Origin of the sequence: Acidisphaera sp. S103, assembly GCF_009765975.1 — a bacterium.
Classification (GTDB): Bacteria; Pseudomonadota; Alphaproteobacteria; order Acetobacterales; family Acetobacteraceae; genus Rhodopila.
On the sequence record NZ_LMUJ01000047.1, the window covers coordinates 56,918 to 77,469 of the forward strand.

At 63.6% G+C, this 20,552-nt stretch carries 17 protein-coding genes; 9 read left to right on the forward strand and 8 right to left on the reverse strand.

Annotated features, from left to right (window positions below; all coding sequences use genetic code 11):
* The first annotated feature begins 114 nt into the window (after positions 1-114).
* Genes GSQ89_RS12395 through GSQ89_RS12405 form a run of 3 tightly spaced genes read left to right on the forward strand, consistent with a single transcriptional unit; the run spans position 115 to position 3,767 of the window.
* Positions 115-1,695: an ABC transporter substrate-binding protein gene (locus GSQ89_RS12395; RefSeq protein WP_158925516.1), complete on the forward strand. Its 1,581-nt coding sequence runs from the start codon at positions 115-117 to the stop codon at positions 1,693-1,695.
* Positions 1,696-1,701: 6 nt separating this feature from the next.
* Positions 1,702-2,511, forward strand: coding sequence for a class I SAM-dependent methyltransferase (locus GSQ89_RS12400; RefSeq protein WP_158925518.1), 810 nt, complete (start codon positions 1,702-1,704; stop codon positions 2,509-2,511).
* Positions 2,508-3,767, forward strand: a complete 1,260-nt coding sequence (locus GSQ89_RS12405; protein ID WP_158925520.1) for an FAD-binding oxidoreductase — start codon at positions 2,508-2,510, stop codon at positions 3,765-3,767. Before GSQ89_RS12400 ends, GSQ89_RS12405 begins: the two co-directional genes overlap by 4 nt.
* A 107-nt stretch (positions 3,768-3,874) precedes the next feature.
* Here GSQ89_RS12405 and GSQ89_RS12410 read toward each other — a convergent pair whose 3' ends face one another.
* From GSQ89_RS12410 to GSQ89_RS12440, 7 genes are all read right to left on the reverse strand, one after another.
* Entirely contained in the window at positions 3,875-4,702 is an 828-nt protein-coding gene (locus GSQ89_RS12410; protein WP_158925522.1) for a class III extradiol dioxygenase family protein, read from the reverse strand.
* Between the two features lie 2 nt (positions 4,703-4,704).
* Positions 4,705-5,007, reverse strand: coding sequence for a protocatechuate 3,4-dioxygenase (locus GSQ89_RS12415; RefSeq protein WP_158925524.1), 303 nt, complete (start codon positions 5,005-5,007; stop codon positions 4,705-4,707).
* Between the two features lie 48 nt (positions 5,008-5,055).
* Positions 5,056-6,180, reverse strand: a complete 1,125-nt coding sequence (locus tag GSQ89_RS12420; protein ID WP_158925526.1) for an ABC transporter permease — start codon at positions 6,178-6,180, stop codon at positions 5,056-5,058.
* On the reverse strand, positions 6,177-7,082 hold the full coding sequence (locus GSQ89_RS12425; protein WP_158925528.1) for an ABC transporter ATP-binding protein: 906 nt from the start codon (positions 7,080-7,082) through the stop codon (positions 6,177-6,179). The genes GSQ89_RS12420 and GSQ89_RS12425 overlap by 4 nt, the downstream gene beginning before the upstream one ends.
* Positions 7,079-8,062: an HlyD family secretion protein gene (locus GSQ89_RS12430; RefSeq protein ID WP_254073182.1), complete on the reverse strand. Its 984-nt coding sequence runs from the start codon at positions 8,060-8,062 to the stop codon at positions 7,079-7,081. Before GSQ89_RS12430 ends, GSQ89_RS12425 begins: the two co-directional genes overlap by 4 nt.
* Positions 8,063-8,121: 59 nt before the next feature.
* Positions 8,122-9,399 (reverse strand): Hsp70 family protein, encoded by a 1,278-nt coding sequence (locus GSQ89_RS12435; RefSeq protein ID WP_158925530.1) that lies wholly within the window; start codon positions 9,397-9,399, stop codon positions 8,122-8,124.
* Positions 9,400-9,476: 77 nt separating this feature from the next.
* Entirely contained in the window at positions 9,477-10,625 is a 1,149-nt protein-coding gene (locus tag GSQ89_RS12440; RefSeq protein ID WP_158925532.1) for a sterol desaturase family protein, read from the reverse strand.
* A gap of 567 nt (positions 10,626-11,192) precedes the next feature.
* On the opposite strand from GSQ89_RS12440, the gene GSQ89_RS12445 reads away from it, so the two are divergent.
* Both GSQ89_RS12445 and GSQ89_RS12450 read left to right on the forward strand, forming a co-directional pair.
* On the forward strand, positions 11,193-12,188 hold the full coding sequence (locus GSQ89_RS12445; RefSeq protein WP_158925534.1) for an aldo/keto reductase: 996 nt from the start codon (positions 11,193-11,195) through the stop codon (positions 12,186-12,188).
* A 907-nt stretch (positions 12,189-13,095) separates the two neighbouring features.
* The gene (locus tag GSQ89_RS12450; protein ID WP_158925536.1) at positions 13,096-14,013 is read left to right on the forward strand and encodes a heme-binding protein; all 918 of its coding nucleotides are present in this window, start codon (positions 13,096-13,098) and stop codon (positions 14,011-14,013) included.
* A gap of 381 nt (positions 14,014-14,394) precedes the next feature.
* Here the strand turns inward: GSQ89_RS12450 and bioB are convergent, their stop codons facing one another.
* Entirely contained in the window at positions 14,395-15,384 is a 990-nt protein-coding gene (gene bioB, locus GSQ89_RS12455) for a biotin synthase BioB (RefSeq protein WP_158925538.1), read from the reverse strand.
* Between the two features lie 206 nt (positions 15,385-15,590).
* Between bioB and secA the strand changes: the two genes are divergently transcribed.
* From secA to GSQ89_RS38470, 4 genes are all read left to right on the forward strand, one after another.
* Positions 15,591-18,317, forward strand: a complete 2,727-nt coding sequence (secA, locus tag GSQ89_RS12460) for a preprotein translocase subunit SecA (RefSeq protein WP_158925541.1) — start codon at positions 15,591-15,593, stop codon at positions 18,315-18,317.
* Entirely contained in the window at positions 18,263-19,297 is a 1,035-nt protein-coding gene (locus tag GSQ89_RS12465) for a sulfotransferase (RefSeq protein WP_158925543.1), read from the forward strand. Before secA ends, GSQ89_RS12465 begins: the two co-directional genes overlap by 55 nt.
* Positions 19,298-19,353: 56 nt before the next feature.
* Positions 19,354-20,022, forward strand: a complete 669-nt coding sequence (locus GSQ89_RS12470) for a DsbA family oxidoreductase (RefSeq protein WP_158925544.1) — start codon at positions 19,354-19,356, stop codon at positions 20,020-20,022.
* Positions 20,023-20,095: 73 nt separating this feature from the next.
* The coding region (locus GSQ89_RS38470) for a transporter substrate-binding domain-containing protein (protein ID WP_216856134.1) at positions 20,096-20,552 on the forward strand (457 nt) is incomplete at its 3' end.

Consider the following 20,552-nt stretch of genomic DNA (forward strand, 5'->3'; position numbering starts at 1 on the left):
CCGCTGTCCCTCTGATCACCGAGGCACTTCACCGAACCGTGTGATACCCCCCTTGGATTGAGACCCGTTTACGGCCTAACCTCACGATCTCAAAAAAACACGGGGGCTGAACGAATGAAGCGACGGACGGTACTCAAGGGCGCTGCCGCGGTCTCCGCCGTGCTCGCCGCGCCACGGATCAGCCGCGCGGATGGGCCGAAAACGGTGAACTTCTGCCCGCAGGCCGACCTGACGTCGCTCGATCCGGTGTGGACCACCGCCGATGTCACCCGCAACTATTCGCTGGCGGTCTACGACACGCTGTACGGCTACGACGCCCAGTTCCAGATCCAGCCGCAGATGGTCGAAGGCCACAAGGTCGAGGACGACGGCAAGACCTGGGAACTGACCCTGCGCGACGGGCTCAGCTTTCATGACGGGCAGAAGGTCCTGGCCAGCGATTGCGTCGCCAGTATCCAGCGCTTCGGCAAACGCGACCCGTTCGGCGAGGCGCTGATGAAGCGGGTGCAGGAGATTTCCGCCCCATCCGATACGGTGATCCGCTTCAAGCTCGACAAGCCGTTTCCGCTACTGCGCAATGCCTTGGCCCAGGTCTATTGCGTCATGGTGCCGAACCGGCTGGCGCAGACCGACCCTTTCAAGCAGATGCCGGAAGTGGTCGGCAGCGGCCCGTTCAAGTTCGTGGCCGATGAACGTATCCCCGGTTCCCGCTCTGTCTTCGCCAAGAACACCGCCTATGTGCCACGCAAGGACGGCGTCGCCAGCTTCAACGCCGGTCCGAAGATCGTCAATGTCGATCGGGTGGTGTGGAACTTCATCCCTGACCCGGCCACGGCATCCGCCGCGCTGCAGCAGCGTGAGATCGACTGGTGGGAAAATCCTTCGCTGGACCTGCTGTCGCAGATACGGACCTACAAAGACGTTGTGGTGACGGTGAAGGACCGTACCGGGGAAATCGGCTGCCTGCGGTTCAATCAGTTGAACCCGCCCTTCGACAATGCCGCGATCCGCCGCGTGGTCATTGCCGCGATGGACCAGAAAGAGGTCATGGAAGGTGTCTCCGGCGCGGAACCGTCACTCTACAAAACCGATGTCGGCCTGTTCGTGCCAGGAACGCCGATGGCCAGCAAGGTCGGCGTCGAAATCACCCGCGGCCCCAAGGATTATGCCAAGCTGAAGAAGGACCTCGCAGCGGCCGGCTATAACGGTGAAAAGATCGTCGTCCTCGCCGCCTCCAACTTTCCGACGATCTGGGCGGAGGCGCAGGTCGCCAACGACATCCTGACCAAGACCGGCTTCAACGTCGATCTTCAGGCACTCGATTGGGGAACGGTGGTCCAGCGCCGCGCCAGCCGGGAACCGCTCAGCAAGGGCGGTTGGAACATCTTCTACACCTACCTGGGCGGCTTCGGTAACATCTCCCCGGCACCGAATATCGCGATCCGCGGCAACGGCACCTCCGCATGGTTCGGCTGGCCGACCAATCCGAAGATGGAGGGACTCTACAGCGCGTGGTTTGAGGCACCGGATCAGGCGGCGCAGCAAAAAATCTGCGAGCAGATGCAGATCGCCTTCTGGCAGGACCCAACCTACGCTCCACTTGGCATGTATGATCAACCCACCGCCTATCAAGGTTACATGCATGACGTCCCGGACGGCTGGCCACAGTTCTATGGATTGAAGAAGACCATTTAGCGCCCGATGACACACCCCGGCACGTCCCCTGATGACTCGCTGCTTGCGATCCGAGACCAGTATCTCGCACCAAGTCTGCTCGCCCCGTTCGCGGACGATATGGCGCGGCGACTGTCCCGCATCAGCACGGGGCCGTTGCTGGAAACGTCAGCCGATACCGGCGTCCTGACACAGGCGATCGCATCGGCGATGTCGGCTGGCCTGACCATCATCGCCACCGATCCATGCATGGAGATGGTCGAGCATGCCTCGACGAAACCGGGCATGGCGCGGATCAACTGGCAAACGGCCGATCCGCATGCGTTGCCGTTCGCGGATGCGACATTCGGGATCGTGACCTCGCATTTCAGCGTTTCCAGCATGCCCGACCGCGTCCAGGCATTCCTGGAAGCCAGGCGGGTCATGAAACAGGGGGGCCGTTTCGTTTTCAGCGTGCCGGGGCATCTGCGGCACAATCCCGCCGCCGACTGCCTGCAAGACGTCATGGACACGTTGTTTCCGATCAATCCGCCTAGGTTCGTGGCGCATGTCTTTCATGGCTACGCCGACAACGAAGCGGTCGATGACGACCTGACGGCGGCCGGGTTTACCGATGCGATCTACACGACGGTGGCGTTGCCCTATGCGGCAGCCTCGGCGCGCGATGTCGCGATGGGTTACTGTCGCGGCACGCCCCTCCGCATGGAAATCGAGGCACGCGCGCCGGGCGAGACCGAGCGGGTAACACGAGCCGCCACGGCGGCGCTGGAACGGCGGTTTGGGACAGGCCCGATCGCCACGACCATGCGCGCGCACGTCGTTTCCGCCTCCGGATGACCCGGACTGTCGTAATCGGCGGCGGCGTGGTTGGTCTCGCCTGCGCCATTGAGCTGCTGCGCGACGGCCACGCGGTCACGGTCGTCGAACCCGGTGTTCCGGGTGGCGAGCAGGCCGCCAGTTATGGCAACGGCACGCTGCTCAATCCAAGTTCGGTCGTTCCGATGTCGTCGCCAGGGCTGTGGAAGAAGGTGCCCGGTTATCTGATGGACCCGCTGGGTCCGCTGACCATCCGCTGGTCCTATCTGCCGCGCCTGTTGCCCTGGCTGCGGCGCTTCGTGCAGGCCGGATCCACCCCGGCGAAAGTCGCCGCCACCGGACGCGCCTTGCAGCCGCTGCTGGCGAACGCCCCGGCGCTGCACCGCGCCCTGGCCGAGGAAGCCGGCGTCGCCGAACTGATTACCCGCCAAGGCGTATTGTTCGCCTTCCCCGACCGCTCGGCGTTCGAGGCTGAGGCACTGTCATGGAAAACCCGCCGCGACAACGGCGTGAAATGGCTGGAACTGGACGCCGATGAACTGCGCCAGCGGGAGCCGACGCTGGACCGCCATTACACGTTCGCCGTGCTGATCGAGGAAAACGGCCAGTGCCGTGACCCCGGCGCCTATGTCGCCGCCCTGGCCGCCCATGCGGTTGCGCAGGGCGCGCAAATCGTCCGGTCGGGTGCGACCGGGTTCCGGATCGAGGCTGGACGACTCCGCGCAGTGACGACTCGCGATGGTGAGGTGGCGTGCGACAAGGCGGTGATCGCCGCCGGCGCCTGGTCGAAGGTGCTGGCCGCCGCGGCGGGCGACAAGGTGGTCCTGGAAACCGAACGCGGATACCACGCGGTGATCTCCGATCCGGGGATCGAGCCGCGCTATCCGATGATGCCGAGCGACGGGAAAATGGCGTGCGTCATGACGCCGGCCGGACTGCGGCTGGCCGGCCAGGTGGAACTGGCGGGACTGGACGCCGCCCCGAACTGGAAGCGGGCCGAGGTGCTGCTGGCGTTTGCTCGCAAGGTCTATCCGGGGTTGCCGGCTGATCTGCCGCCGGAACGGGTGAAACTATGGATGGGCCATCGGCCGTCGACGCCGGATGGCCTGCCCTGTCTCGGCCTTGCCTCGGGATGCGCTGACGTCGTGCATGCCTTCGGGCATGGCCATGTTGGGCTGACAGCGGCGGCAACGACTGGGAAAGTCGTGGCCGCCCTGGTCGCCGGACGGCCGCCGCCCTTCGACCTGGCGCCCTACGCGGCGACGCGGTTCCGCTAGCCTCTCATACCAACCCACGTTGCGTCGGCCCTTCGGCACTTCGTGCAACCGTCATGGTCGGCGAAGGCCGGTCATCCACGCCTTCCTCGTATCCTGAGCCACCCCAGTCACGTCTCCAGCACCAGCAGCCCGTATCCGGTGGTCAGCGGCGCGGTGTAATTCCGGTGCACCCGCTTCACTGTCCCACCCAGCGCGCCTCGCATCGCCAGCCACATGATCATCTCGACACCCTCGGTGCCGCCGCGTTCCATGTATTCCTGGATCGACAATTCCGACAGGCCGGCGGGATCGGTCTCCAGCCGGTCCATGAATTCGTTGTCCCACGCTTCGTTGTGCCGTCCGAACCCGGCGCCGTGCAGTTGATGCGTCAGCCCGCCGGTGCCGAACACGACGATGCGCTTGTCCTTCGGATAGGACTCGATCGCCCGCCGTAACGCCGTACCCAGCCGGAACAAACGCCTGGCGGTCGGGATTGGATGCTGGATGACGTTCACCGCCAGCGGAACGACCGGGATCGTCCAGTTCGTATCGGTCAGCAGCGGCAGAAACGACAGGATGCCATGATCCACCGACATTTCCTGGCAGATCGTCGGATCGAACTCGTCTTCGATCAAAGACCGAGCCAGATGCCACGCGAAATCGGGATCGCCCGGCAGGTCGGGCAGCGGCCGCTTGCCCCATCCCTCATCCGCCTGGGCATGCACCGCGCCGACACCCAGCGCAAAGGTCGGGTACGCGTCAAAGAAGAACTGGTTCACATGGTCGTTGTAAACGATCAGCAGCAGGTCCGGCTTGACATCGGTCATCCATTGACGCGCCGGAACGTAACCCTCGAACAGCGGAGCCCACAGCGGCTCCTTCTGCTGCCCTTTGTCCCATGCGACGCCGATCGTGGGGGCGTGCGATGTGCCGATGCCACCTACAAGAGTCGCCATGGTCAGTGCCCTTTCCCGCTGGTGTGCAAACCGATCTGCGGCAGCGTATGACCCACCGCCGCGCCGATCCGCAGCAGCAAATAGATGCTGGCGCCGTACTCCATCAGCGCCTTCCAGTCGCGCTGCCGGACAAGCTCGATTTCCTCGTCCGAACAGCCGATGGCCCGCATGTAGCCCGCCTCATCCGCCTGGAACTGGGCGCGAGTCACCGCCGAACCAAGCGTTTTGGCCATCTTGTTGATGTGGTAGCTCTTCGCCGATCGCTCCCCGGTGAAGACGTAAGAGCCGGCTATGACGTCATCCATGGCGGCCTCCCTGATGCTTTGTTGCGCACCGTGCCCGGAAATCCGCGATCAGTCCAGCGTTACCCGATAGGACCAGACCGCCACCACCGCGACCAGCAGCGTGAACAGCGCGATCGGCCACACATCCGGCGCGATGGCGGCGAACCCGTTGCCCTTCAGCAGGATGCCGCGCACGATCCGCAGGATATGGGTCATCGGCAGCAACTCCCCCGCCCACTGTGCCCAGATCGGCATCCCCTTGAACGGAAACATGAATCCGGACAGCATGAACGACGGCAGCAGCATAAACTGCGCCATCTGGATCGCCTGCATCTGGTTCCGCGCGACGGTCGAGAACGTAATCCCCAGCGCCAGGTTGCTGGCGATGAACAGCCCCAGCGCCAGTCCCAGCAACGGCACCGACCCGCGCACCGGCAGCCCGAACACCACCACCGCAATCGCCACGATCAAAACCACCTGCACGTAGCCGATCGCGATATACGGCACCACCTTGGCCAGCATCACCTCGATCGGCCGCACCGGCATCGCCAGCAAATTCTCCATCGTCCCCCGTTCGGTTTCCCGCGTAATGGACAATGTCGTAACGAACAGCGTCGAGATCGTCAGCACAATACAAATCAGTCCCGGAACAATATTCAACACCGTCAACTGCTCGGGATTGTAACGAGCATGCAGTTGAAACTGAAACGGAGCCTTCCCCGGCGTGGACCGCATCGACGGCGGCAAATCCCTGTCCAGCGCGGTCGTCAGCGCACCCAACGCCGCCGCCGCATTGCCGATCGCCGTCGGATCGGTCGCATCGGCATCCATCAGCACCGAAGGTTGTTCTCCCCGGTCAACCGAACGATCGAAATTCGGCGGAATATTCACCACAAATAGAAGATCGCCATCGGCCAGCTCACGTTCGGCCTCCGCCTCCGACGACAATTCCCTGATATCGTAATAACCCGTGTTCTTCAACGCCGCGACCAAAGATCGTTCGTACACCGAATGTTCCGCCGTCAACAAACCAGTCGGCAAATGCTTGGGATCGGCGTTGATGGCATAGCCGAACAGGAACAGTTGCATGACCGGCAGCGCGATGATCATCCGCAGCGTGAACGGGTCACGCCGGACCTGGATCCATTCCTTACGCAGCACGGCAAGGAACCGCCAGAACGAAAACCCGTTCATGTCTGGCTCAGCATATGAATGAACACATCCTCAAGGCCGGGCGGAACCTCCCGCCAGACCAGCGCCGGATCGACCGACCGCGTCGCCGCCTCTAACGCCGAGCGGTCCATCCCGGCGATATGCAGCGCCGACCCGAACACCGCCGCCGACTCAACGCCCACCATCCCGCGCAGCGCCTTCGCCACATGATCGAGGTTCGGACCCGTCGCCGCCAGCGTCACCAGCCCGCTGCCCTTCGCCACCTCATCCGGCGTTCCCTGCACCACCAGCTTGCCATCCGACAGATAGACGATCCGCCCGCAGCGCTCCGCCTCATCCATATAATGTGTCGATACCAGAACAGTCAGCCCGTCGGCCGCCATATCGTGGATCAGGTCCCAGAACTCCCGCCGAGCCTTGGCATCGACACCGGCCGTGGGTTCGTCCAGCAGCAGCAGCTTCGGCTTGTGCAGAACGCAGGCGGCCAGCGCCAGTCGCTGCTTCCAGCCGCCAGACAACTGACCAGCCAACTGATCAGCCCGATCCGCCAACCCCATCCGGTCGATGATCGCCTTCACCGCCGCGTGCCGGTTGTCGATCTCATAGACCGCGGCAACAAAATCCAAGTTTTCGCCGACCGTCAGATCCTCATAGAAGCTGAACCGCTGCGTCATATAACCGACCTGCAGGCGGATCCGAGGTGCATCCCGGATGATGTCCAGCCCCAAACACGTCCCGCCTCCGCCGCTCGGTTTCACCAGCCCGCACAGCATCCGGATGGTGGTCGTCTTGCCGCTGCCGTTGGCGCCCAGGAAGCCGCAGATCTCGCCCGCCCGCACCGCCATCGTCAGGCCATCGACGACCTTCCGGGCGCCGTAGCTCTTGTGCAGGTCGTGGACGTCGATGACCAGGTCGTCGGTCATGGCGCACCAGCCGGCCGCACCTCGATCGGCTGCCCCGGGTTGAGCAACACCGCCTGCTCGCGCGACGGACGCGCCTCGACCAGGAAGACCAGCTTGGCCTTGCTCGACTCGCTGTAGATCAGCGGCGGCGTATATTCCGCCTGCGGCGAGATAAACGATATGCGAGCGGACAGAGCGGCCGCACAGCCGTCGCAGGCCAGCGCCACACGGTCACCGAGATGGATCGTCGAGAACTGCGCCTCCGGAACGAAGAACCGCACGAAAATGTTCCCCGGCGGCAGCAGCGACACCACGGGCGCGCCCGCCGTCATCGTCTCCCCCGACCGCGCCATCACGTCGGCCACCCGAGCCGCCACCGGTGCGGTGACACGGCGCTGCGCCAGCCGCCACTCGGCCATCGCCAGGGCAGCGCGAGCGGCCGCAACCGACGAGACCTGCGCCTGGATTTCACCCACCCGACCCATTGGCGCCTGCGCCTGTGCCAGCGCCGCCCGCGCCGCATCGACCTTCGCCTGAGCCGACAAATGATCGGCTCGGAACTGATCGACGCTCTGCTTCGACACACCTCCCATCGGAAGCTGCGCCTCACCCCTGGCCAGGTCTGTCGTCGACCGGACCAGCGTCGCCTGAGCGTCCGCCAGATTGGCCTCGGCCTGCGCGATCTCGGTCGGTTTGCCGCCGTTCTGAAGATTGGTCAGTTGGTCCTGCGCCTGTTTCAGCGTTTGCGCGGCCTGATCGCGCGCCGCCCGGTCGTCGACGTCGTCCTGGGTGAACAACAGCGCGCCGGTCTGAACCGCATCGCCCCGAACCACGGCAACCGAGGTCAACAGCCCTGCCTGCGTCGGCCCCACCTTGACGAAATCAGCCTCCGCATAGCCCTGCCACATGACCGGTGGCGGCCGGCGGGTGGACCACCACCACCCGGCACCAGCGCCCGCCCCGATCAGCAGCACGATCACCAGCAGAAGACGTCTCGTCACATCAGCCAATCCCCTCGCGTGTCACCGATAACCGGGAATGAAGGTTTTCCGATGGCAGATCACGCAGGATTGCCGGTCAGGCCGGCCGCGCGCCGATCTCGCCCGATCAGCGCCAGACCCTCCGCCACCGACACGAACTCGCCGCCGCCGACAACCTTCGGCGCCCCGAACCGAGCGGTAAACAACCCACGCACCGCCGGAACCAGGGATGTGCCGCCAGTCAGGAACACCCGGTCGATCGCATCTGCCGTCAGACCGGCCCTCGCCAGCGCCGCATCCACCGTCTCGGTGATCCGCGCGATGTCGGGCGCGATCCAGTGCTCGAAATCTGTCCGGCTGATGGTCTCCTCGATCGCGAAATCGGCGTGGCGGAACCGCAGCACCGCGGTCTCGGCCCGCGACAAGTCCGCCTTCACCCCGGATACGGTCCGATACAGCTCATACCCAAGCTCGTCGCGGATCAGCCGCAGCAACGCGCGCAGCCGGTCGGGATACTTCGCGGTCCTGGCGACCGCCTCGATATCGCGCATGGTCTTGGGCGCGCGCATCAGCGACAGACGGTGCCAGCGGGCGAAGCTGGAGTAATACTCCGGCGGCACCGGCAAATCCGTGCCGCCCGGCCGATACGTCGTACCCTTCCCCAGCCGAGGCGACACCACGTGATCCATGATCCGGAAATCGAACGAATCGCCGGCGATCCCGACGCCGGCATGCCCCAACGCCGTCACCGGCCGCGCGCTGCCCGGCTCGAACCGCATGACCGAGAAATCGCTGGTGCCGCCGCCGAAATCCCCGATCAGCACGGTAGCCGGCGCCTCCAAGCCACGCGCAAAGCGATACCCCGCCGCCTCCGGCTCCAGCGCGGTGTGGATGCCGCGCCATCCGGCGGTGGCATAGGAACCGATCAGCCGCTCCTCCCCCAGGGCATCGTCCGCCGTCTCCCCCGCGAACCGCACCGGCCGGCCGGCGACCAGCACGGCATCGCTCGGTGCCGGCAGGATGGCACCGAGGAACAGCCCGATCAGCCCCTCCAGCGTGAACGGGCGGCCGAAGACCCGGGTCTCGGTGAAGCTGCGCTGCGCCAGGTAGGATTTCAGCGACATCATCAGCCGGCTTTCCAGCGGATCGTCGAGGTAAGCCTCGATCGCCGCAGGACCGACCGCGTGGCGCAGCAGGATGTTGTTCTGCGCGCCGTCGTTCCAGAAGCACAGGACGGAGCGGATCACGTCCATCTCCGCCGTACCGAATGTGTGCCGGACGGTCGTGACCGATCCATCCGGTTGCAGCGAGGTGACGACGGTGTTGGTTGTGCCGAAATCGACGCCGATGACCGTCATGCAAGCCGCCCGTCCGCGAAAAGGGGCGCTTCGGACCACAGATGCGGTCCACATGCAAGGGCGCTGTCAGCCCCCGGTCATTTGTTCCGGTGCTCCCGGAAGTCCGTGACCGGACCGACGAACGGATGCAGGAACTGCCCGATCATGCCGCCGGGCACCGGCTTGATCGTCCCGTACCGGACCGGCCAGCGATCGGCCGGCAGATGCCAGGTGCCGAACAGCAGGTCGAACAACGGCGTGTGCGCGGTGTAGTTTTTGTCGATCGCCTCGGCATCCGACGCATGGTGCCAATGGTGGAACTGCGTGGTGACCACCACATACCTCAGCCACCCCACGTTCATCTTGATATTGGAATGGATCAGCACCGACTGGACACTGATGAAGATCAAGTAGGCGAAGATCGTATCCTGGGGAAAGCCCAGCAGAAACACCGGGACCAGCACGAAGGCTCGGGTCACCAGCGGCTCGAAGAAATGCAGCCGGGACCCCGACAGCCAATCCATGGCCTCAGGCGAGTGGTGAATCGCATGGATACGCCACAAAAACGGCACCTCATGATAGGCTCGGTGGGACGCGTATTCGACGGCATCGGCGGCGAGGATGACCAGCACGAACCGCAGCACCCCCGGCAGGGCGACCACATGCGCCTGGACCCAGGGATTGACCGCCCAGCCGAAATAATCGTGCGCGAAATGCGTCGAAACCACCAGGAACACGCCGATTGCCAGGTGGTTGACGCCGAAATAACCGAGGTCCAGCCGCCACCCTTCCCGCAACGGCAACTGGTCCGGCCGCACCCTCGGGAACGCGAACTCCAGGAAGACGAACGCGACGCCGGTGAAGAACAGGTCGAGTACCAGCCAGTCGAGGCCGAAATAAAACCGCGGCTGGGCAAAATCGGTATAGTGGACGTATGGCCCGCCCAGCAGCATCGCCAGGAACAGGCCGCTCAGCCCGATCGCCACCCGCAACCGAGGCCCGCCCAGCATCAGCGAAAGCACGCCCAGCCCCGCGCCGATCACCATCGACACCGCCAGGACCAGCCGCAGCAGTTCCACATCGTAATGCGGCCGAAGCTCCGGTGTCGTCAGGAAGGCCGGGAAGCGAAGGCACAACACCGCCGCGACGCTCAGGATGCCGATCGCCGCGCACAGGAAGCTGCCAATCCGGCCCTCGCCGATCCGTGGCCTGACATTCGCGTCCGAGGGTGGGTTCGCTTCCGACATGCTGCGCGTCCTTTGCCGCCACAATCGCCACTATGCGAAAAGTTCATCAAACGACAACCTGCCATCCAGCTTGGAAGGCAAACGGTTTCCAAAACAGGGGACACAGAAGCCATTTATATACAGAATATTTTCCTGCATACTTACGGGTAGCAGAAACTAGTGGCACGGTGCGGAATGGGCACCGTCCCGGTGCATACTGTCTGGCTCTTGCGGCGTCGACAGGCGAAAAGAAAGCGATTCAACACAGATTACGCGGATGAAGGGCACAGATTACACGGACGGGATGGTTATCGCGCGAGGCGCCCTCTTCGCCGTCCTGTCATGCTTCGGCCCAAGAAGCCGGACTGCATGCCTCTTCGTGAAATCCGTGCCCTTCATCCGCGTAATCTGTGTTTAATTCTTACTCGCTCGTCTATGGCGTACCCCCCAATCGCCTTCAGAAACACAGTGATCTCTCGGCGCTTCAACTGGCTATCGCAGCGCTGCCTGTCCCAACGACCCCACCCTGGCGCCCGGCGCAACGCGCGCCCATAATCGCCGGGAACCCAACATCGGAGGCATCATCCAATGGCAACGCAGCCAAAACTCGAACATCGTCCGCTCGGCAAGGGCGGGCTGTCCGTCTCCGCCGTCGGCCTGGGATGCATGTCGCTGTCCGGCGTCTACGGCGCCGCCGACGATGCTGTCTCGGAAGACCTGATCCGCCATGCCATCGACACCGGCGTGGACCACCTCGACTCCTCCGATATGTACGGCTGGGGCCATAACGAAGAGGTGCTCGGCCGAGCCCTGAAGGGCCGCCGCGACGGTGTTATAATCGCGACCAAGTTCGGCCAGACCCAGCGCCCCGGCCAGTCGAACGGCGTCAACGGCCGCCCCGAGTATGTCGTCGAAGCCTGTGAGGCCAGCCTGAAGCGCCTGGGGATCGACGTCATCGACCTTTTCTACCAGCACCGCGTCGACCCCGCTGTCCCTGTCGAGGACACCGTCGGCGCCATGGCGAAACTGGTGCAGCAGGGCAAGGTCCGCTTCCTCGGCATGTCCGAGGCCGCCCCCGACCGTGTCCGCCGCGCCCATGCGGTGCATCCGATCGCCGCGGTGCAGACCGAATACTCACTGCTGTACCGGGAAGAAGCCGAGGAAACCCGCAAGCTGACGAAAGAACTGGGGATCAGCTTCGTCGCCTACTCCCCGTTGGGCCGCGGCTTCCTGACCGGCGCCATCAAGAGTTTCGCGGATATCGATGGCCGCCGGTCGGCGCATCCTCGGTTCCAGGAGCAGAATTTCGACCACAACCGAGCGCTGGTGGCGAAGATCGAGGCTATCGCGGCCGAGAAATCCTGCACCCCCGCCCAGGTCACCCTGGCCTGGCTGCTGGCCCAGGGACCGGACGTGGTTGCGATCCCCGGCACCCGCAGGGCCGATCGGTTGGACGAGAATATCGGGGCCCTGAAGGTGAAGCTGTCGGCCGAGGACGTGGCCAAGATTTCCGCCGCCGTGCCGGTCGGTGCGGTCGCCGGCACGCGTTACCCCGCCGGCGGCATGGCCGGCGTATTTATCTAAGGCAAGTCTGTAAACGGGCGGGCAGATGTCCGCCCGTTATGTCTTGCGACGTCCGGCAGCCAATAGCTGTTCGCCGCGCTGGCGAGGTTCTGCGCCGTTTCATAAGACATGCGGATACATGCGGATCGAACTGCGCGAACGTCAGCACAGCCTTGGCGCGACACCCGTCGACGAGACTCACAGCCTGGACGAAGGGATGGCCATGGCGGGCCAAATTGGCGTCTCGCGCGGTCGCATGTCGGGTCCTAACCCGCCAATGTCGGTGCACAGGGCCCACCTTCGACTGAGCACGCAACGACTGAATACCGCGATCAATGTCTGGCCCGCCATGATACGGCGTTACATCCTCCTTGGCGGCCTGCCCCAAGGTTCACGTGGAATAGTGCGACCGGGAACTCGTCATCCGACAAACGATCGCGGATCCCTCTGGGCAAAGGGCAACACCGCCTGGCTTTCGATCGCGCCGGAGGAACCGTGTGCCGCTGGAGGCGGCGTAATCGACGGCTTAACAGCTTACAGAAAGAGGCTGGACGATCCAGCAGGCTGCCATATAAAGGGTACTTCCGGGTGACATGACCCCGATGCGGTACCCAAATCGCATTGCATGGGGTTTTTTCAAGATCTATTAAGCCCGCTGGCAGCCAAGATTGTCGTTGCTGTACCGGCACATATGCAGCTGTGGGGGAGAAGGCTATTGAGGGGGCATGTTCTTTTTCTTGTGCCTTATGCTATTCTTTATTGACGGCTTAAGACAAGTTGTGTCATGTTAACGTCGTATGAAAAAGAGATTGATCAGATCAGGGCGCTCGTTCATGCTCCAGCCCGTCCCCCTAAAGCCTGTTGATACTCTGTTTCCTACGTCGCTCAACGGTTTTCCCATGTGTTTGCGCTAGTCTGGGAGAGAGAAATGAGCCTTTTAGATTTCACCTTCAGACCGGTGAATGTGCCGCAATACAAGAGTGACGCCTTTCCCGATACCTTGGGCCCCCTGGCGGATCTTCCAGGGAAATGGCAGGGAACGGGCTTCAATCAGATTTGGCGGCCCCACCACGCGACATCAACTGATCCTGCCGGTCAGGATCGTTTTCTAGAGCTAAACCTTACCACCGAGACCCTCGAGTTTGAGGAGATCAGCGGGCCAATACCAAACCGCGGATTCCTTCAGGGCGACATCTCGATGTTTGGCGTAACTTATCTGCAAAAGGTCTCCGATGTTGTTAGCGGAGGCATCCATATTGAACCTGGTATCTGGGCTGTGGTTCCAAAGACGACAAACCCACCTGAGGGAAACACGGTAGCGCGATTGGCATCAATCCCGCATGGGACGACAATCCTGGCTCAAGGTACCGCTGTTGCCAAGGACGGGGCGCCCTTGATATCACCGGCCAGCATCACGCCTTTCGCGATCGGTAACCCTTCGCGAACGGTTCTGTTTCCCGAGACCAATTTATCTAAGCCAACTCCTTTCCGCCAAGTGTCGAATGATTCAATAACGCAAGAAATGGTGGACAATCCAAACTCAGTCCTCTCGTCCGCGTTGCAGAATCAAGTTCCCGTGAGGACTATTGCATTACTTATTTCGACGACAGCACCGTCCCCGATAAGCGGTGGAGGCACGGATGGTACGGCGTTCTTGCAAGGCTCAGCGACAGAGGGTCCCAACGCATCACCAGCTTCGATGAGCGCCATATTCTGGATTGAGAAAGTGGCCCCTAAGGACGGCGGACTCGAGTTTCTTCAACTTCAATATACGCAGACGGTTCTACTGAATTTCAACGGCCTCAGTTGGCCTCATGTTTCGGTAGCCACACTACGTAAGGTCTGAAGCCAAGCGGACACTATGCTCTCGCCGAGAGCGAAAGAAAACAAAATGTCCGTCAATATCGACCCTATAATCAATGTACTTTTACAGTCATTTGCAGCTTACCCTAGGTCATTAATCGCTTCCCAGACATTCTCAAAGTTGCGGGTCTTGATATGTCGAATTCTTAGCCCGTTTCTACAACCGTGACTGGAGCACTGAATCGGACCTTTCCTCAAGACACGCCGCCGGTAACAGCATCAAGCCCACAAACTACGCCCGAACTTACTGATCGGACACATGTCACTGCGAGCATAGTCGAGGAAGCTACGGCATAAAGATCAGATAGCCACTATTTGATGCTTACAGGGGCGGTGCGATGCCGCCCCTGACCGCGCGACGGCGTTACGCCATGGCCCGCATGCCGAGCCGGGCTAGCAACGTCCGATCCCGATCCTGTTTGGCATTCGGCGTGGTCAACAGCTTCGGACCGTAGAAGATCGAATTCGCGCCGGCGAGGAAGCACAGCGCCTGCGCCTCGTCGGTCATCGCCTCCCGCCCCGCGGAGAGCCGCACGAATGACGTCGGCATGGTGATCCGTGCGGCGGCGATGACCCGCACGAAATCGATCGCGTCCACCGGCGGCGCGTCGGCCAGCGGCGTGCCCTCGACACGGACCAGGGCGTTGATGGGGACGCTCTCCGGCGGGCGCGGCAGGCTGGCCAGGGTGGCGATCAGCCCGGCTCGGTCCGCGGCGTCCTCACCCAGGCCGACGATGCCGCCACAGCAGACATGGATGCCGGCGTCGCGCACATGGCTCAGAGTGTCGAGCCGGTCCTGGTAGGTGCGGGTGGTGATGACGGCGCCGTAATGCTCCGGCGAGGTGTCGAGGTTGTGGTTGTAGTAGTCTAGCCCGGCCGCCTTGAGCCGCCGCGCCTGGAGGCCGGTCAGCATGCCGAGCGTCACGCAGGTTTCGAGACCGAGCGCCCTGACGCCTTCGACCATTTCGCAGACGGTGTCGAGGTCGTGATCCTTGGGCGAGCGCCAGGCCGCACCCATGCAGAACCGGCTGGCACCCTGCGCCAGGGCGGCACGCGCCTCGGTCAGCACCGCGTCGACCGCCATCAGCCGGGACGCATCGACCGCGGTGTCGTAGCGGGCACTTTGCGGACAATAGGCGCAGTCCTCGGGGCAGCCGCCGGTCTTGATGGACAACAGGGTGGAGATCTGGACCTCGCGTGGATCGAAGTGCTGCCGGTGGACAGTCTGGGCCTGGAAGACGAGTTCCGGGAACGGCAGGTTCAGGAGCTCCTCCACATCCCGCCGGGTCCATTCACGACTTGGGCTGGACGCCGCCTGCGGGTTGGCGGGGCGGCGTGGTGTCAGGACAGGCATGCGATGGGTTCCGGGATGGTCAGAGGGACGAATCGGGCGCAGGCTATACCCCTCCGTGCGTGGTCGAAACCCAAGCCCTGTCGGGGTCACCCGGATCAAGATGGCAACTGCCGCGACTTCGTTCTCGTTGACCCTGGGGCACCGGGGTCCTATCTGAACGCGGCGCGTCTGGGTCTTCCCGGACCGTTCGCTCTTGGAAGGTCCGCATGCTCGCCTCTATCGCCCGCGCTATTTTCGGCTCCTCGAACGACCGCTCCCTGAAAGGGTACCAGCGGCGTGTCCCGGCGATCAACGCGCTGGAGGACGGCATGAAGGCGCTGTCTGATGAGGCGCTGGCGGCGAAAACCGTGGAATTCCGCGCTCGCCTGGCCGATGGGGCCACGTTGGATGAGCTACTGCCGGAGGCGTTCGCCACCGTCCGGGAAGCCGGCCGCCGCGTCCTGGGGCAGCGTCACTTCGACGTGCAGATGGTCGGCGGGATGGTGCTGCACGACGGCAAGATTTCCGAGATGAAGACCGGTGAGGGCAAGACGCTGGTCGCCACCCTGCCCGTCTACCTGAACGCGCTGGCCGGCAAGGGCGTGCATGTCGTCACCGTGAACGACTACCTCGCCCGCCGCGACGCCGACTGGATGGGGCAGATCTATAACTTCCTCGGCCTGACCTACGGTGTCGTCGTCCACGGCCAGGACGAAGAGACCAAGCGGGTGCAGTACGCCGCCGACATCACCTACGGCACCAACAACGAATTCGGCTTCGACTACCTGCGCGACAACATGAAGTACCGGCTGGAGGACATGGTCCAGCGCGATTTCTTCTATGCCATCGTCGATGAGGTGGACTCGATCCTGATCGACGAAGCGCGCACGCCGCTGATCATCTCCGGGCCGGCCGAGGACAGTTCGGACCTCTACCGCACCGTCGATCTGGTGGTGAAGGAGCTGGTGAAGGACCCGTCGACCTACGACAAAGATGAAAAGTTCAAGACTGTTTCGCTGACCGAATCGGGCAGCGAAACGGTGGAGGACATGCTGAAGGAAGCCGGGGTGCTGACCGAGGGCAACCTGTACGACATCTTCAACGTCTCGGTCATCCATCACGTCCAGCAGTCGGTGCGGGCTCACACGCTGTTCGCCCGCGACGTCGATTATATCGTCCGCGACGACCTGGTTGTGATCATCGACGAATTTACCGGCCGCATGATGCAGGGACGGCGTTACTCGGAAGGGCTGCACCAGGCGCTGGAGGCGAAGGAACACGTCACCGTCCAGGCGGAAAACCAGACCCTGGCGTCGATCACCTTCCAGAACTACTTCCGGCTGTATCCCAAGCTGTCCGGCATGACCGGCACGGCGATGACCGAGGCGGATGAATTCGCCGAGATCTACAAGCTGGACGTGGTCGAAATCCCCACCAACGTCCCGGTCACCCGCAAGGACGAGGACGATGAGGTCTATCGCACCGCGGCGGAGAAATATGAGGCCGTTGCCCTGCTGATCGCCGACGCTCGGGCCAAGGGCCAGCCGGTGCTTGTGGGCACCACCTCGATCGAGAAAAGCGAGACCATCAGCGACCTGCTGAAAAAGAAGAAAGTGCCGCATTCGGTGCTGAATGCTCGTTTCCACGAGCAGGAGGCCGAGATCGTGTCGCAGGCCGGCGCACCCGGCGCGGTGGTAATCGCCACCAACATGGCTGGCCGCGGCACCGACATCAAACTCGGCGGCAACCTGGACGTGCGGCTGAAAAAGGAGCTGTCGAGCATCCACGACGAAGCCGAACGGGCAGCGCGGGAGGCCAAGGTCCGCGAGGACGTGGCGATCGCCCACCAGAAGGTGAAGGACGCCGGCGGGCTGTTCGTCATCGGCACCGAACGCCACGAAAGCCGGCGCATCGACAACCAGTTGCGCGGCCGGTCCGGGCGGCAGGGCGATCCTGGGCGTTCGCATTTCTTCCTGTCGCTGGAAGACGACCTGATGCGCATCTTCGGGTCCGACCGGATGGGCGGGATGCTGCAGCGGCTGGGGCTGAAGGACGGTGAGGCGATTATCCACCCGTGGATCAACAAGGCCCTGGAAAAGGCACAGAAAAAGGTCGAGGCGCGCAACTTCGACACCCGCAAGAATGTGCTGAAATACGACGACGTCATGAACGACCAGCGCAAGGAGGTCTATGCCCAGCGCAAGGAGTTCATGAAGCTGATCGACGTGGCCGACACCGTCGCCGAGATGCGGGAAGACGTGCTTGCCCTGATGGTCTCCGCCCGGGTGCCGGAAAAGGGGTTCTCGGAGAATTGGCAGTTGGGCGAACTCACCGCCGATGTCAGCCGGGTTTTCAACATGACCCTGCCGATCGAGGAGTGGGGCCAGGAAGAAGGCGTCGACGAATCCCACCTGCGGGAGCGGATTGGCCGAGCGGTGGATGAAATGATGGCGGCGAAGGCCGCCAACATGGGTCCGGACCTAATGCGGTTCATCGAGAAGAGCCTACTGATCCAAACGCTCGACGCTGTGTGGAAAGAGCATCTTTATGCGCTGGACCATCTGCGCCAGGGCATCGGCCTGCGCGCGTACGGCCAGCGCGACCCGCTGAACGAATACAAATCCGAGGCCTTCGCTCTGTTCACCGCCATGCTGGTGGAACTGAAGGAGCGGGTCACCAGCCTGCTGGCGCGTGTGGAACTGGCACCCGAACGGCCGCTGGCGCCGCCGCCGGTGATGCGGATGATGGAGAGCCACGCCGAACCGGAATCAGCGCTGATGTCGGAACTGGCTCTGGCTGAGCCGGCACCCGCACCGCGGATGACGATGGCCCCGGCCCGCACGCCCGAGGTCGATCCGAACGACGAAACCACGTGGGCGGCGACCCCGCGCAACGCGTTGTGCCCCTGCGGATCGGGCAAGAAATACAAGCACTGCCACGGCAGGCTTGCCTGAGCGCGATCAGCGCCGAGGCCCTGACCAAGCCGATCCTGGTGCTGGGCGCGCCGCGGTCGGGCACCACCTGGCTGGCGAAGATCATCGACAGCCACCCGGACGTGCTCTACCGGCACGAACCGGATGAGACGATCCCCGCCCCGGCACTGCTGATGCCGGACGCGCTGCCGGCGCTATTGGCCCGGTGGGCGGTGGAAACCGGCGCACGCACTGTTACCAAGCAGCCGTATTTCCGCAAATCCTGGCAGAAGCGATGGGCGTTGGGCGTACGGACGGGGCTGGCGGCCGCCGTCGGCGCCGCGTCCCGCATGCCGCCGCCGTTCAAGGGCCTGGCTGGGTTGCGCATTCCCGATCTGGCGGCGAGGCCGGCGCCGCGCCTCGCCATAAAGTCGGTCCGCTGGGCCGAGGGCGCCGCGATCCTGGCCCAGTGCCTGCCGGACAGCCGCACGATCTTCATCGTGCGCCATCCGTGTGGCCAGGTGGCCTCCGTGATGCGGGGCAACCGCCAGCGTCGGTTTGACCTGAAGACGGATGGCACCGACATGCCGTTCGATGAAGCGGGCACGATCCATTTCGCCGCGTCTCTCGGTGTCACCGAACCGGACTTCCAGGCACTGCCCGACGCGGCGAAATACGCCTGGAGCTGGCGGTTTCTCAATGAGCCGGCGTATGCCGCGCTGGCGGCTCAGTCCAACGTCCATGTCGTGCTGTATGAGGCACTGTGCGCCGATCCCCAGGCCCAAGCTCGGCGGATCCTGAAGTTCGCCGAGCTGGATTGGGACCGGCAGACCGAGGATTTTGTCGCCCGCAGTACCTCGCACGAGGGCAAGGCGGGTTACCATGCGATTTTCCGCAACGCGGTGGCCGCCGCCGAGGCGTGGCGGAACACCATGGCGCCGGCCGACCAGGAGGCGGTTCGGTCGGTGGTCTCGGCATCCAAGCTGGCGCGGTTCTGGCCCGACCTGATGGACTCGCGATGACATGTTCCATCTGATAGTTGCGTGACAATTCCCCATGAAAGCGCCACACTTCGGGTGTGAACGTCCTGACGCCCCCGAAAGCTCGGCTTTCCATCGAGATCGTGCATGATCTCGTCTGTCCGTGGTGCTACCTGGGGGTCCGCCGCCTGCTGCGGACGTTGCGTCGCCGCCCCGATATCGCGTTCGAGCTGATCTGGCGACCGTTTCTGCTCAATCCCGATATGCCGCGCATGGGGATGACGCGCCCCGAATACGTGGTGCGCAAATTCGGTGGCGAGGATCGGGCGCAGCGGCTGTATGCGACGATCAGCGAGACCGGGCGCCACGAGGGGCTGGAATTCCGGTTCGACCGCATCCGGCGCACGCCGTCCTCGATCGATGCGCATCGGCTGGTCCGTTACGCGGCGGGATATGGGCGGGCGGACAGTATGGTGGAGGCGTTGTTCGCGGCGCATTTCACCGATGGTCACGATATCGGCAACCATGGCGTGCTGATCGCGGTCGCCACCGCCTGCGGGATGGACCCGCTGGCGGTTCGGCGTTTCCTGGCCTCGGACGCCGAGGCGGAAGGCGTGCATGCTGACAATCTGCGGGCGCACCGGCTGGGGATCAACGGCGTGCCGTGCTTCGTCGTTGACGGCATGCACGCGATCGCCGGCGCGCAGGAGCCTGAGGTGATCGAGCGGCTGCTGGACATCGCCACAGTGGATGCAATGCGTTTCTGAGGTTCGGCCGGGTTGCCGGGATGCCGGTTTGGCGCCTACCATCGGGGCTGAAACCAGGAACGGAACCGTCTCAATGTCCGCGGAAATCAAAGCTCAACTCGCGCCGCACGGGGTGCTGCGCGCTGCCATCAACATGTCCAACTTCTTGCTCGTTACCGGGCGCGCCGGTAATGGCGACCCCGAGGGTGTGTCGCCGAGCATGGCTGCGGCGATCGCGGATCGTCTGGGTGTGCCGGTGAAGTATGTGCCGTTTCCCAAGCCGGGTGAGCTGGCCGATGCGGCCGAGGGGGATGTGTGGGACATCGGCAATATCGGCGCCGAACCCGCCCGGGCTCAGAAGATCGCATTTACCGCCGCGTATGCCGAGATCGAGGCGACCTACTTGGTGCCGCCCGGTTCGGCGCTGCGGTCCATCGCCGACGTGGACAAACCGGGCGTGCGGATCGCGGTGTCGGCGCGCAGTGCGTACGATTTGTGGCTGGAAGCGAATATCAAGCACGCGACGCTGATCCGGTCGACCGGCCTGGATG